Origin of the sequence: Virgibacillus oceani (genome assembly GCF_014638995.1) — a bacterium.
Taxonomy (GTDB): Bacteria; Bacillota; Bacilli; order Bacillales; family Amphibacillaceae; genus Virgibacillus_E; species Virgibacillus_E oceani.
Genome location: NZ_BMFR01000002.1, coordinates 271,989 through 286,327, shown reverse-complemented (window position 1 = coordinate 286,327; position 14,339 = coordinate 271,989). Strand labels below are relative to the sequence as shown.

Genomic DNA, 14,339 nt, shown 5'->3' with positions numbered 1-14,339 from the left:
AGTGAAGAATATGTTAATATATAATTATCTGAAATTTAAAATATGAATTTCGATAGTGTGAAGGAGGAAATACAATGGCTGAAACTTTTCAGGTAATGGAAGATGCTAAAGAGTTTTATTTTACGGGAAATAAGACAGGAGTTCTAGTCATACATGGATTTACAGGAACAACACAAAGTATGCGGTTTCTTGGCGAACAATTAGCTGAAGCTGGTCTAACGGTTTATGGACCAAGACTGACAGGTCATGGTACCACTCCGGAAGATATGGAAAATGCAAAATATCAGGATTGGATTCAAACGGTTGAAAATGGATTGAAAAAATTAAAAGAAACTTGTTCGGAAATTTATGTTGCTGGATTATCAATGGGTGGAACACTAACACTGTATTTAGCGGAAAATTACCCCAAAATAAAAGGTATTATGCCGATTAATGCTGCTATAAATATGCCAGAGTTAATCGAAACGTATGCAGCACTTGCTTCCACAGATACTAGATTTGTAGATGGGATTGGTTCGGATATTAAAAAAGAAGGTGTCAAAGAACTTGCTTATCCCAAAACACCGGTAAAATCAATGGGAGAGATTATAACTCTTTCAGAACAGGTACGGGTAAATCTGGATAAAATAAATACTCCTGCCTTAATTTTCTCGTCGCCCGTTGATCACGTTGTACCACCGGAAAATTCACAGGAAATCTATCAAACTATTTCATCAGAAGATCGTTCTATTATTGTACTTGAAAACAGCTATCATGTTGCTACACTGGACAATGATAAGGAATTAATTGCTGAAAAATGCATTGAATTTATAAAACGACTATAACATATTATGTGGAAGAGCTGTGGATGGATTTTTGGTTCACGCTCTTTTTCATCGATCAAAATAAGGAGTAGATCATATGGTGACAATTAAACAGGTTTATGAAGCACGTGAGCAAATCAAAGCCATTATTAATGAAACACCAATAATCAGTTCCAATCAGCTTTCTTCTATTTGCGGCAACTCGATTTTTTTAAAGGGCGAGCATGTACAGAAGACTGGTTCTTTCAAAATTAGGGGTGCAACGAATAAGGTGAAGCAGACAGTAAGGGAAGGTGCTTCTTTTGTAACCGCTGCTTCATCTGGAAATCACGGTCAGGCAGTGGCATATATAGCGAATATTCTTGGAGTTCCTGCAACAATTGTAGTCCCTGAGGATGTGACTGTTAGTAAACTAAATGCAATAAAAGGCTACAATGGAAATATCGAAAAATGCGGTACAACATCAGCTGAACGTTTGCCAAGAGCGAATGAACTGGCAAAACTGAAAAATGGTGTCTTTATTCCACCATATGATGATCCGTATATTATTGCGGGTCAGGGAACCGTCGGCTTGGAAATACTTGAACAAATAGAAGATGTAGACGTTGTTGTCGTCCCTATAGGTGGGGGCGGTTTAATTTCCGGAATACTTACCGCGATAAAGGAAACGAAACCAAACGTTAAAGTAATCGGCGTGGAACCGGAAATGGCGAATGACACATACCTTTCATTAGAGAGCGGCAGGATTACTTCGATATCTGGTACTGCTACGATTGCGGATGGGCTGCGGGTGAATCAGCCTGGGGATATGACATTTCCGATAATCAATAGATATGTGGATGATATCATGCTAGTAAGTGAAGAGGAGATCCGGCATGCATTGTTTTTTGTATTGGAGCGGATGAAACAATTAATTGAACCTTCCAGTGCTGTGACCGTTGCAGCTGCCATGTTTAATAAATTGGGAATATCGGATAAAAAGGTGGCCTGCGTTCTTTCAGGTGGAAATGTTGATATTCGAAAGCTATATAAGAATTTTCCTGAAAAGGATATGGGGTGAAAGATTTGAAGCCGCTTATTGGAATTACGTCATCAATGGAATTGGATGAAACGAATTATATGATTAACAAGGATAATATAAATGCTATTGCCGGGGCAGGAGGAATGCCGGTTATGCTTCCGTATTTGCTGGCAGATGAAGATGTTGGCCAATTGGCGTCTACAATTGATGGATTATATTTAACTGGTGGATATGACATTGATCCCACATATTTTACTGAGGAACCACATCCAAACCTTGGTACGATTATACCGTCACGCGACGCATTTGAGATTCCCTTGATACAAAAGATGTTTGAATTGGGTAAGCCGGTACTCGCAGTTTGCCGCGGCTGCCAGATTTTAAATATTGCTGCTGGCGGGGATATGTATCAGGATATTTATGCGCAGATTCATCATGAGTTATTGCAGCACAATCAAAATGCTCCATCAACGCATGGATCACACCTCGTCAATGTGTGTAAGGGAAGTCTTCTCCATCATTTAATTGGCAAAGAAACGTTAAAAGTTAATAGCCGTCATCATCAAGCGAATCGTGCTGTAGCAGATTCCTTTCAAATTAGCGGAAAGGCAAACGACGGGATCATTGAAGCGATTGAGAGTATAGATCTGCCATTTGTTCTTGGTCTTCAATGGCATCCAGAAAGCATGATTGATGATAAAGACTCACAGAAGATTTTTCAAGGATTCATTACATCATGTAAGCAAAAGGGAGAGTTTTCAGGTGAAAATAATTGACACACATTGTGATGTTCTACTAAAACTGCAAACGGCAAAAAGAGGAATAATGTACGATAGGGAACCATTAAGTTTCAAAAGTTCCAAACAATTAAACAGTAATTTATACCGTTTAAAAAAGGGCGGTGTTGTGGCACAGTTTTTTGCAATTTTTATTCATCCTGATGTACCTTCAGATGAAAAATGGCAGCATGCATTGGAGCAAATTGATTTATTTTATAGCGAAATTCTAGGGAAAAATCCCGAAATGAAACACATTAAACAATGGGAGGACTTTGATTGCTTAGCCGACGGTGAAATTGGTGCAGTTCTAACTTTGGAAGGTGCTGATGCGTTTGGAAATGATCTTGTCAAATTACGTCATCTTTATAGACTCGGTGTACTTTCAATTGGCTTAACATGGAACAATGCAAATCTTTGTGCAGATGGCGCGGAAGAACCGCGTGGCGGAGGGTTGACATTGCTTGGTAAAGAAGTGGTAAAGCTAAATAATGAGAACCGTGTTTTCACGGATGTATCCCATTCAACGGTAAAAGGGTTCTGGGACATAATTGAACTAGCAGATTATCCGATCGCTAGTCATTCAAATACGCGTGCAATTTGTGATCATCCGCGAAACCTTTATGATGATCAAATAAAAAGTATGTTTCAAAATAATGGCCTTGTTCACATTGTATTTTGGCCGCCATTCATTAAGGGAGACTTAGAAAAGACAACTATTGCCGATCTTATTAAACATATTGACCATTTATGTTCACTTGGTGGAGTCAGTCGCATAGGTTTTGGTTCTGATTTTGATGGGATCACAAGCTTCACAGAAGGACTGGAGAATGCGTCACACTATCAAAATCTAATAGATGAACTGCTAAACTATTATTCTGAGAATGAAGTGAAAGGTTTTGCGTATCAAAACTTTTTAGATCACAGGCCACAATAGGAAGGGGAATTAAGGTGGATGTTTGGTACGTGAGTTATGGTTCCAACCTCTGTGAGGATCGGTTTATGTGCTATATCAATGGGGATAGACCACTTGGATCGGATCAAAGGGAGACTGGATGTCATGATAAAACACCACCAAAAGCCAGCAGAAAAGCTGCTATTCCTTATCCGCTCTATTTTGCTAAGGAACAGAGTAAATGGGGTATTGGTGGAGTTGCATTTATTGGACACGATCAGAATGTATATGAAACAACTATTGGGCGAATGTTCTTAATTACTGATGAGCAATTTTCAGAAGTTGTTTCCCAGGAAAACAATAAACGTAAATTACGAATAAACTTTAGCAGCGTCATAGCAAGGGGCTACCAGCAAATAACAGATGGCTGGTACGGAAGAATTATCTATTTAGGTGATAAAGAAGGGTATCCAATGTTCACGTTTACAAGTAACGCCCCTATGGATAAATATCTTTATAATAAACCATCGTCTGCCTATTTATCTACTATAGCAAACGGGCTTTTGGAACTAGGTTTAGGTCATTCAGAAATTATCGATTACTTTTATGGAAAAAGGGGGATAAAGGGCCATTTTTCCAGGGAAAAGCTATTCAATTATACGTTTGGATAAAATGATAGAAATTACTACTCTTTCGTTTGTAGTCATATTTTCCTGCTTCTATCATAGAATGGTAACGGCTTGTATTATATACAAACTATTACAATAAAAGGGAGTGGTTCGGTATGGCTGGTAATCGTGGAGTAGTGTATGTCAAACCAGGTGAAGTGGCAGTTCGGGATATTCATTATCCTGACCTGGTGCTTCGGGATGGACCTGGTGTAAATCCGCTGAATGTTGGAAGGAAATGCAACCATGGGGTCATTGTTAAGGTTGTTACAACGAACATTTGCGGCAGTGACCAGCATATGGTTAGAGGACGAACGACAGCACCAAGTGGGTTAGTGTTAGGTCATGAAATCACTGGTGAGGTTATTGAAGTTGGCAGTGATGTAGAATTTATCCAAAAAGGTGATTTAGTATCAGTTCCATTCAACATTGCTTGTGGCCGATGCAGAAGCTGTAAAAATCAGGACACTCATATTTGTGAAAATGTAAATCCCGATCGACCTGGGTCCGCATATGGCTATGTAGACATGGGAGGCTGGGTCGGTGGACAGTCTGAATATGTCATGGTGCCATATGCTGATTTCCAGCTTTTAAAGTTTCCTGATAAAGACCAAGCGATGGAAAAGATTCTTGATCTGACTATGCTTTCCGATATTTTCCCAACTGGATATCATGGTGCGGTCAGTGCAGGGGTAAAACCGGGATCAACTGTGTATGTTGCAGGGGCGGGACCTGTTGGATTAGCCGCTGCCCACTCAGCTCAATTATTGGGTGCATCCGTTGTTATCGTTGGTGATTTAAATGAGGAACGTCTAGCACAAGCAAGAAGTTTTGGTTGTGAAACGGTTAACTTACGCAAACATGCTGATCTAGGGGAGCAAATTGAACAAATTTTAGGAGTGCCAGAAGTCGATTGCGCAGTTGATGCCGTTGGATTTGAGGCTAGCGGCCATGGAGAAGGTGCTGGAGAAGCACCTGCCACGGTATTGAACTCGATTATGACGGCAACTAGGGCAGGTGGAAGATTGGGAATTCCGGGTCTGTATGTGACAGGGGACCCTGGAGCTATTGATGAGGACGCAAAGGAAGGAACGCTTAAAATCCGTCTTGGTCTAGGATGGGCAAAAGCTCATACCTTTGTAACTGGACAAACTCCAGTTATGAAATACCACCGAGATCTAATGAATTCTATTTTAAGCGGTCGAGCTCAAATAGCTAAGGCTGTTAACGCTACACTTATTTCACTTGATCAAGCTCCGGCAGGCTATCAGGAATTTGATGGCGGCGCATCGAAAAAGTTTGTAATTGATCCCCATGGCATGGTAAGAAGTTAATCGCATAAAAAAAGTGCTTGGGCATTCCCAAGCACTTTTTGGTTTTAGTTTTGCTGCATTTAAAATGTTTATTTTTACATAAAAGACTAGACTGCGATGTAATCACCAAAATGGCGGGAATAAAAAAATTATATATCTTCATACTAGCAGCCCGTAAATACGGAAACATTGGCAGGAGAGCAGATAATAAAGTCCACAAATAGGGACATTTTTATTTATCCTACTTAGTAATAATCATAGCCCTAAATTCATAAAGATTAATATACCATTTTGGACAAATTCAATACGGTTTTAATCAAAAAGTGATACCCAATATCAGTGTTAAATGGAATTCAGGGTTAATTATAATAGCATTGGGGAAGAGGAATAATCTAATAGCGATTCAGCGATTATTGCACTGGATTCGCGTGCTTTGGATAAAAATATTGCAATTATCAATAATGTTAATAGAAGTTTTGCCGGGGATTGTTCCTAAACTATTTGAAGAAATTTATGAAAGGGCAACTATTCCAGTTATTGCAGGTGGACTTGTTCATACAATACAGGAGGTTCAATACGCAATTGTCGGTGGTGCTATAGCGGTAACCACTTCTCGGAGCAGAGCTATGGTAATATATTGTACAACCATTGACAACGTTTTCATTATGGTTTATATTATTAGAACAAGTTAATTTTCGTGGTTGAGATTCGGAGACCCACATTGCAATAGTACGTGCCTTAGGTAAAGTGCGTTTATTGAAGTGTGGGTCTTTTTTCTTATCCATCAATTTTTCTTGATAAAAGTGTAGGTTCACAAATTTAAATAAAGAGGGGTGCAGTACATGTCAGAGTTTTTAGCGGAATTGATTGGTACAATGATTCTAATAATTTTTGGTGGAGGTGTAGTTGGTGGCGTTGTATTAAAAAAATCGAAGGCAGAGGATTCCGGCTGGGTAGTTATTACGATCGGCTGGGGGCTAGCGGTTACGATGGGGGTATATGCTGTTGGCAATTTTACAGGTGCACACATTAATCCTGCAGTGACTTTGGGGTTTGCGGCAGCTGGTGAATTTCCATGGTCGAAAGTGCCAATGTATATTAGTGCTCAAATGATTGGTGCCTTTATTGGTGCCTGTATTGTATTTTTAAATTATTTGCCGCATTGGAAGGAAACAAAGGATCAAGCAGCTAAATTAGGCGTATTTTCAACTGATCCCGCAGTCCGCAGTCCTTTTTCCAACCTTGTTAGTGAAATGATTGGTACATTTGTTCTGTTGTTAGGTCTGATGTTTATTGGTGCCAATGAATTTACTGAGGGACTAAATCCGTTGATTGTTGGTGCATTAATAATTGCAATTGGTATGTCACTTGGGGGAGCGACTGGATATGCAATAAACCCAGCCCGTGACCTTGGACCAAGAATTGCTCATGCACTATTGCCGATTCCGGGCAAGGGAGGATCTGACTGGAGTTATGCTTGGATCCCGGTTCTCGGACCGATTCTTGGAGGTGTCTATGGTGCAGTATTCTATCAAGCAATGTTTTTGGGTGAATTTTCTGTGCTATTCTGGGTATTAAGTATTGTAGTAGCTGTTATTGTAATTGGTGCCGCTAGTGCCGAGCTAAAAAAAGGCGAAACGGTAGCCGATCAGGTAGAAGAAAAAATAAGCTAAAGGGGAAATGAATGATGAGTAAACAGTATATCTTATCACTAGACCAAGGGACAACTAGTTCACGTGCAATTCTTTTTGACCATAGTGGTGCAATTGTGGAAACTGCCCAAAAAGAATTTGAGCAATTTTTCACGCGGCCAGGCTGGGTAGAACATGATGCAAATGAAATTTGGACATCGGTTCTAGCATGTGTAGCAGAGGTTCTTCGAAAGGCAGATGCCGACCCAAGTGACATTGCAGGGATTGGTATTACGAATCAACGGGAAACAACAGTTGTTTGGGACAAAAATACAGGAAAGCCAATTTATAAAGCAATCGTTTGGCAATCTCGACAAACAGATGGTATCTGTAAAGAATTACGTGAAAAGGGATACAATGATTTGTTTAGAGAAAAAACTGGATTATTGCTTGATCCGTACTTCTCTGGTACAAAGGTAAAATGGATTCTTGACAATGTTGAAGGCGCGAGGGAAAAGGCTGACAATGGTGATTTGTTATTTGGAACGATGGACACTTGGTTGGTTTACAAACTTTCTGGCGGGAAAACACATATTACGGATTATTCAAATGCATCCAGAACGTTAATGTTTAATATTTATGATCTTAAATGGGACGAAGAGCTGCTTGATATTCTCACTGTTCCAAAGAGCATGCTTCCGGAAGTGAAACAATCGTCTGAGGTTTATGCGAATACGGTTGACTATCATTTCTTTGGCCATGAAGTTCCGATTGCGGGAATTGCAGGTGACCAGCAGGCAGCATTGTTTGGTCAAGCATGTTTTGATAAAGGGATGGCGAAAAACACGTATGGAACAGGTTGTTTCATGCTTATGAATACTGGTGAACAAGGGGTTGCGTCTGAAAATGGTTTGTTGACTACCCTTGCCTGGGGCGTTGATGGAAAGGTTGAATATGCCCTTGAAGGTAGTATTTTTGTAGCAGGTTCAGCAATTCAATGGCTGCGTGATGGATTGAAGATTATTGAAAATACGCCAGAAAGTGAAGATTTTGCTGCTAAGGTGGACTCAACAGATGGTGTGTATTTAGTTCCTGCTTTCGTCGGCCTTGGAACACCTTATTGGGATAGTGATGCAAGAGGTGCGGTCTTTGGGTTAACACGCGGTACAACCAAGGAACACTTTATTCGTGCCACACTTGAATCACTTGCATACCAGACAAAGGATGTATTAGATGCCATGATTGCGGATTCTGGTATTGATTTAAAAACATTGCGTGTAGACGGCGGTGCAGTAAAAAATAATTTTCTTATGCAGTTCCAAAGCGACATCCTGGGTGTACCGGTAGAACGTCCTGTTGTACAGGAAACAACGGCATTAGGTGCAGCATATCTAGCAGGATTAGCTGTTGGATATTGGGCAGATAAGGATGAAATTGCAAAACAGTGGCAAAATGAAAAAACGTTTAACAATGTATTAGAAGAGGAGAAGCGTAACGAGCTATACAGTGGCTGGAAAAAGGCAGTTGAGGCTACAAGAGTTTTTAAATAAGCAATGTGCGACCATTTAATTAAGTTAAGCAAAAGAGACCAGTACCACAGATTTGGGAATGGTCTCTTTTCAAAATATTGTTTAAGGAGTGAGCACTAAATGAAAAAAATTATTAATGATCCGAATCAAGTTGTACAAGATATGATTAAAGGATTGGTTGCTGCATATCCTAACAGTGTCAAGCAATTACAGGGAACAACAGTTATTGCGAGAAAAGATGCTCCTGTCGCTAATAAAGTTGGACTGGTTAGTGGAGGGGGGAGCGGACATGAACCTGCCCACGCTGGATTTGTTGGAAAAGGGTTACTCGATGCTGCAGTTGCTGGAGAAGTATTCACCTCACCAACCCCCGATCAGGTTTTTGAGGCAATAAAAGCAGTTGACAGTGGCTCTGGTGTATTTTTAATTATTAAAAACTACACTGGAGATGTACTAAATTTTGAAATGGCTGCTGAACTTGCGGAAGCAGAAGGGATTAAGGTAGAGAAGGTAGTTGTTAATGATGATGTTGCCGTTGAAGACAGCTCATTTACAACAGGGCGCAGGGGCATTGCTGGAACAATTTTCGTACATAAAATTGCCGGGGCGATGGCGGAAAAAGGCGGATCACTGGATGAGGTGAAAGTGATTGCTGAGAAAGTAGTAGCTAACGTGCGTTCAATGGGTATGGCAATAAGTCCATGTACAGTGCCTGCAGCGGGCAAGCCAAGCTTTGAGTTAGCTGCTGATGAGATGGAAGTTGGTATGGGCATTCACGGAGAACCTGGTATTGAACGGACAAAAATTGCTTCAGCAGATGAAATTGCGGTTGAGCTTACTGGAAAAGTTTTAGAAGATCTTGAACTTAAACGTAATGATGAAATAGCAGTTATGGTGAATGGACTCGGATCAACTCCAGAAATGGAACTTTTTATTTTGAATGGAAAAGTGCATGACATTTTGGCGGAAAAGGGTATAAATGTATACAAAACATTTGTAGGAGAATACATGACATCATTAGAAATGGCAGGATGCTCTGTGACTTTGTTGAAATTAGATGACGAATTGAAAGAATTGCTTGATGCGGAGGCTCTTGGATCCGCTTTTCATAGCTGATTGAAGGGAGAAGTCTAACGTGGATAATTTACAGGTTGAACATGCACTGGATTGGATGGCAAAAACGAACGAAAAGATACAGGATAATAAGGAGTATTTAACCACGCTCGATCAGGCTATTGGCGACGGAGACCATGGAATTAATATGGCTCGCGGTTTCGGGGAAGTCATGAAAAAACTGAACGGAGAAGCATATCAGCATGCAGCCGATGTTATGAAGGATGCAGCCATGACATTGATGTCCAAAGTAGGTGGTGCAGCAGGACCGTTGTATGGAACAGCGTTTTTGAAGCTGTCCATGACTTTTAAAGGAACGGACGTGGATTATGCCACTTTTTCTAAAGGAATTGAGGATGCGCTAAATGGTGTAAAACAACGCGGAAAAGCTGAAATTGGTGAAAAGACGCTTGTAGATGTCTGGTCGGCGGTTGCAAATGCACTTCGGGAGAATGAAGGATTTGATAGTGAAGTGATTTTGCAATCAGCTAAATCGGGAATGGAAGGTTCAAAGGATATAAAGGCTACGAAGGGACGTGCAGCATATTTAGGAGATCGTTCCATCGGACATCTGGATCCGGGTTCCGTTTCTTCATTTTATCTATTCGAGTCTTTAGCAGAAGTAATAAATGAAGGAGCATGATGATATGTCATACGTTGGAATTGTATTAATCTCTCATAGCCCAAAAGTGGTTGAGGGCATCAAAGATATTATCAGACAAGTGATTCATGACGTTCCTATTGAACTAGCTGGTGGAACGGATGAGAACGAAATTGGTACAAGTATTGAAAAAATTCAAGTGGCAATTGATAAAGCCTATAGTGAAAAGGGCGTTTTATTGATGTATGATTTGGGAAGTGCAAAAATGAATGCTGAAATGGCAATTGAAATGTCCGAAAAAGATAACATTAAAATTGTTGAAGCCCCATTGTTGGAAGGATCTTACGTAGCGGCTGTTGAATCTGGAATGAATAAGTCACTTGATGAAGTAGTGAAGGCCTTGGAAAAGGGATTCTAATAGCGGTGCCTTGGCAGTTAAGGCTGCTAAGGCACCGTTTAAATTGGATAAACTCAAACCAAAGCAAAATCAATGTATTAACTTTTACCGCCAAACCAGCCTTTTTTCTTAAACCAGAGGACCATGGCTACTGTAAGAACGAACATGATGATCAATACAACAAAATAGCCAGACTCCCACGTTAATTCAGGCATGTTTACAAAATTCATACCATAGATGCCAGCTATGAAGGTGAGTGGTGCGAATATGGATGTAATAACAGTTAATACTTGGATAACTTTATTTTGCTGATAAGAGTTGAGGGAAATAAAGTTATCCCGAATATCATTTGTAATCTCTCTGTTAGATGCAACCATTTCTGATAGCTTCAATAAATGATCATAGATATCCGCAAAATATTCCCGCCGATCCTTTATTCCTTCTAAATGATGGGAGTTCAAAACACGGTAAAATAAATCTCGTATTGGGTTGATTGTATGCCGCAATTTTAATAATGCATGTCTAAAATCAAATAAATTGTCCAAAAGAACGTCCATTGATTTATTATCCGGATTTTCCTCCACCTCATTAATTTTATCTTCGAGTTCGTATACAATCGGGAAAAAGTTATCGACTACTTTATCCATTACCTCATAAAAAACGCGGTATTCATCCCATTCATCATTTGTTGCCCGTTTCATTAGAATGTTCCAAACCTGATCTATTTCTTTCAAATTTCGATGATGAAATGTAACGATGAAATTACTGCCAATAAAAAAGTCAATCTCATGTTTATCATAATGTTTCGGTCCAATTGTATGTGCTACATAAAATGCAAAGCTATCATAATAATCGAGCTTTGGGCGCTGCTGGCTATGTATGCAATCCTCAATTGCCAACGGATGAAAGTGAAGCTTTGTTTTCAGTTTACTGATTTCATCATCGTTCGGATTACTGTAATCAATCCACCACCATTTGTGTTTTTTGAAATCAGCCTCATCAATCGTCAGGTCTGTAATTTTTTCATTGTTTGCTGTAACTGCTATGATTCGAATCATGAATGATACTCCTTATTAATGATTATCTTATTATGTATTTCCCTGTTGGAGTATATTTCATGCAGGGAAATTATTGGGGATAGGAGAGTTATTATAAAATGCGAAATTTACATAGTACTTACCCCGCATTTTATGTATTCTGTGTTTAATACAACAATTTTTTAGAAAATAATAAAACTGCCCAACAAGGTCAGATACCTTATTAGGCAGTTAGTCAGCCATACTTATTTACAATGCTTTATCATCTACAGACATCAGCCATTCTTCAATTGTCCCGACAACCGATTCAACACAACCCTCTTTAAATGGAGAACGCAGATTAGCAGACTCTACAAGACCAAGGAATGACTTCGATCCCCCTAATTTACATAAATTTATATAATCATTCCACGCTTCTTCCCGATTTTCACGAGATCGTTTCCAAAATTGAAATGCACATATTTGCGCCAGCGTGTAATCAATGTAATAAAAAGGAACCTCGTAAATATGCCCTTGACGCTGCCAAAATCCACCAGCTTCCAAATATGGTATGCCATCGTAATCACGGTGCGGTAAATAAATCTTTTCAAGTTTCCTCCATGCTTGTTTACGTTCTTCGGGTGACCATTCCGGATTTTCGTAAACAAGATGCTGGAACTCGTCTACTGCAACACCATATGGCAAGAACTGCAGTCCATCCGCTAAATGGGAGTATTTATATTTATCTGTATCTTCTTTAAAGAATAGCTTCATCCAGGGCCATGTGAAAAATTCCATGCTCATCGAGTGAATTTCTGCAGCTTCTGAAGTTGGTATCAAATATTCAGGCATCCCGATTTTTCGACTGGAATAAAATTGGAATGCGTGTCCGGCTTCATGTGTCAGAACATCTATATCACCTGAAGTTCCATTGAAGTTTGCAAAAATAAATGGTGATTGATAATCCTCAATAAATGTACAATAGCCACCCGCTTCCTTTCCTTTTTTCGCTTCTAAATCCATTAGATTCCGATCAAGCATAAAATGGTAAAATTCATTTGTTTCCGTCGACAATTCCTCATACATTTTCTTACCGTTATCAATGATCCATTCAGGAGATCCCTTAGGTTTTGCATTACCGCTTTTAAATTGGAATGATTCATCGTAATAGTTAAGAGAATCCACCCCGATTCGCTCAGCTTGCTTTTCATATAGCCTGCTGACAAGCGGAACAATTGAATCACGAACCTGCTTTCGGAAAACATTCACCATTTCCGCGTTATAATCGATACGAAGCATCCGTATATAACCAAGCTCCACAAAATTTTTGTAGCCGAGTTTCGTTGCAATTTCATGGCGGACTTTTACTAACTGATCATATATATCATCAAACTTCTTAGCGTTTTGTTCGAAAAAACCGGCACTAGCTTCGATGGCTTGTTTTCGAACAGAACGATCTTTGTCCTGTGCAAAAGGAGAAAGCTGTGCCAGTGTATATATTTCGCCCTTGAACTCTACTTGTGCTGAGGCTACTAATTTTGAGTATTCAGAGGTTAATTTATTTTCTTTTTGGAGCAGGCTAATAACCTCATTGGAAAAAGCTTTTATCTCCAAATCCGCAATCTGAAAAAGCTGCGGCCCCCATTGTTTTTCAAGCTGCTTCCGATAAGGGGATTTTATCAATTCCTTATAAAAGTCCGTATTCATTGCTTTAATCTCAGGCTCTAAGTCGTCAAAGAAATCACGTTCATTTTGATAAAATTCATCATTTGTGTTGATAGACGCACGGATATACACTAAATTGAATAAAGTGGATAGTCTGTTGCGAAAAGTATTAATTTGCTCAATTGCTTTTGATGCTTCTTCAACAGACGCAGCTCTTTGAAAAGTACTTAACAGTCCCGCAAATTTCGCTTTTTCTTCTTGTAAATCTGGTCGTTCATATGTATAGTTCTCAAATGTTTGCATAAAAGACCCTCCCTATTATATATAATAATTCGACAAGATTATTAGGATTCCTGCTTATAATCAGGTGACAATTTGTATTGTTTCGATTCCTGTATTTTCTCATGTAGAATAAGGACGATGTGATTCTTAAGGAAAGAAGGGGCTATAAATGAAACCAAAATTTGATTTATCAAAAGAACAGAAAGATGAAATGATCGGGTTAATTCAAGGTTATTTTGAAAAAGAACGCGATGAACAGTTGGGTGAACTGGCTGCGGGAATGCTGCTGGAATTTTTTATGAATGAACTTGCACCGATGTTTTATAATATTGGGGTAGAGGATAGTCATGCATTTATAAGCGCAAAATTAGAAGATATTTTTGAGATTCAGAAGTGATAGGGTGAATGATCATGATAATTGATGGCAGGCATCGGAAAAATATATATCCAGGTTTAGAGGTCAACATTGTGTTAAAAAAGGATCAGCGTACTGGTCTAAAAACGGGAGGTATTGTGAAAGAAATACTTACGAACTCCCAGTACCATCCCCAAGGAATAAAGGTCCGTTTAGAAGATGGACAGGTTGGGAGGGTAGTTACAGAATAGGTGGAAATTTCGGTATCTTATTC

General features: G+C 39.4%; 16 protein-coding genes. 14 read left to right on the top strand and 2 right to left on the bottom strand.

Annotation, left to right across the window (positions count from 1 at the left end; translation table 11 throughout):
• The first annotated feature begins 74 nt into the window (after positions 1–74).
• From IEV74_RS04945 to dhaM, 12 genes are all read left to right on the top strand, one after another.
• Positions 75–824, top strand: a complete 750-nt coding sequence (locus tag IEV74_RS04945) for an alpha/beta hydrolase (RefSeq protein ID WP_188454225.1) — start codon at positions 75–77, stop codon at positions 822–824.
• Positions 825–900: 76 nt separating this feature from the next.
• Positions 901–1,863 carry a threonine ammonia-lyase gene (locus tag IEV74_RS04940; RefSeq protein ID WP_188454224.1) on the top strand — a complete coding sequence of 321 codons (963 nt, stop codon included), beginning with the start codon at positions 901–903 and terminating at the stop codon, positions 1,861–1,863.
• A 5-nt stretch (positions 1,864–1,868) separates the two neighbouring features.
• Complete coding sequence (locus tag IEV74_RS04935; protein WP_188454311.1) at positions 1,869–2,600, top strand: gamma-glutamyl-gamma-aminobutyrate hydrolase family protein; 732 nt, start codon at positions 1,869–1,871, stop codon at positions 2,598–2,600.
• Entirely contained in the window at positions 2,587–3,537 is a 951-nt protein-coding gene (locus IEV74_RS04930; RefSeq protein ID WP_188454223.1) for a dipeptidase, read from the top strand. Before IEV74_RS04935 ends, IEV74_RS04930 begins: the two co-directional genes overlap by 14 nt.
• Before the next feature lie 14 nt (positions 3,538–3,551).
• Positions 3,552–4,166 carry a hypothetical protein gene (locus IEV74_RS04925; RefSeq protein WP_188454222.1) on the top strand — a complete coding sequence of 205 codons (615 nt, stop codon included), beginning with the start codon at positions 3,552–3,554 and terminating at the stop codon, positions 4,164–4,166.
• Positions 4,167–4,279: 113 nt separating this feature from the next.
• Positions 4,280–5,497: a formaldehyde dehydrogenase, glutathione-independent gene (fdhA, locus tag IEV74_RS04920; RefSeq protein WP_188454221.1), complete on the top strand. Its 1,218-nt coding sequence runs from the start codon at positions 4,280–4,282 to the stop codon at positions 5,495–5,497.
• A gap of 353 nt (positions 5,498–5,850) precedes the next feature.
• Positions 5,851–6,168 (top strand): glycerol-3-phosphate responsive antiterminator, encoded by a 318-nt coding sequence (locus IEV74_RS04915; RefSeq protein ID WP_229683065.1) that lies wholly within the window; start codon positions 5,851–5,853, stop codon positions 6,166–6,168.
• Positions 6,169–6,318: 150 nt separating this feature from the next.
• A complete protein-coding gene (locus IEV74_RS04910) occupies positions 6,319–7,149 on the top strand; it encodes an MIP/aquaporin family protein (protein ID WP_188454220.1) in 831 nt (276 codons plus the stop codon).
• Positions 7,150–7,163: 14 nt separating this feature from the next.
• Positions 7,164–8,657: a glycerol kinase GlpK gene (gene glpK / locus IEV74_RS04905; protein ID WP_188454219.1), complete on the top strand. Its 1,494-nt coding sequence runs from the start codon at positions 7,164–7,166 to the stop codon at positions 8,655–8,657.
• Between the two features lie 99 nt (positions 8,658–8,756).
• Entirely contained in the window at positions 8,757–9,752 is a 996-nt protein-coding gene (gene dhaK, locus IEV74_RS04900; RefSeq protein WP_188454218.1) for a dihydroxyacetone kinase subunit DhaK, read from the top strand.
• A 19-nt stretch (positions 9,753–9,771) separates the two neighbouring features.
• Complete coding sequence (gene dhaL / locus IEV74_RS04895; protein WP_229683064.1) at positions 9,772–10,392, top strand: dihydroxyacetone kinase subunit DhaL; 621 nt, start codon at positions 9,772–9,774, stop codon at positions 10,390–10,392.
• A 4-nt stretch (positions 10,393–10,396) separates the two neighbouring features.
• Positions 10,397–10,768, top strand: coding sequence for a dihydroxyacetone kinase phosphoryl donor subunit DhaM (gene dhaM / locus IEV74_RS04890; protein WP_188454217.1), 372 nt, complete (start codon positions 10,397–10,399; stop codon positions 10,766–10,768).
• Between the two features lie 77 nt (positions 10,769–10,845).
• Here dhaM and corA read toward each other — a convergent pair whose 3' ends face one another.
• Positions 10,846–11,805 carry a magnesium/cobalt transporter CorA gene (gene corA / locus IEV74_RS04885; protein WP_188454216.1) on the bottom strand — a complete coding sequence of 320 codons (960 nt, stop codon included), beginning with the start codon at positions 11,803–11,805 and terminating at the stop codon, positions 10,846–10,848.
• 228 nt (positions 11,806–12,033) lie between these two features.
• Positions 12,034–13,731 (bottom strand): M3 family oligoendopeptidase, encoded by a 1,698-nt coding sequence (locus IEV74_RS04880; protein WP_188454215.1) that lies wholly within the window; start codon positions 13,729–13,731, stop codon positions 12,034–12,036.
• A 148-nt stretch (positions 13,732–13,879) separates the two neighbouring features.
• On the opposite strand from IEV74_RS04880, the gene IEV74_RS04875 reads away from it, so the two are divergent.
• Positions 13,880–14,107 carry a DUF2164 domain-containing protein gene (locus tag IEV74_RS04875; RefSeq protein WP_188454214.1) on the top strand — a complete coding sequence of 76 codons (228 nt, stop codon included), beginning with the start codon at positions 13,880–13,882 and terminating at the stop codon, positions 14,105–14,107.
• Between the two features lie 14 nt (positions 14,108–14,121).
• A complete protein-coding gene (locus tag IEV74_RS04870) occupies positions 14,122–14,316 on the top strand; it encodes a YwbE family protein (RefSeq protein ID WP_188454308.1) in 195 nt (64 codons plus the stop codon).
• Positions 14,317–14,339: the final 23 nt, after the last annotated feature.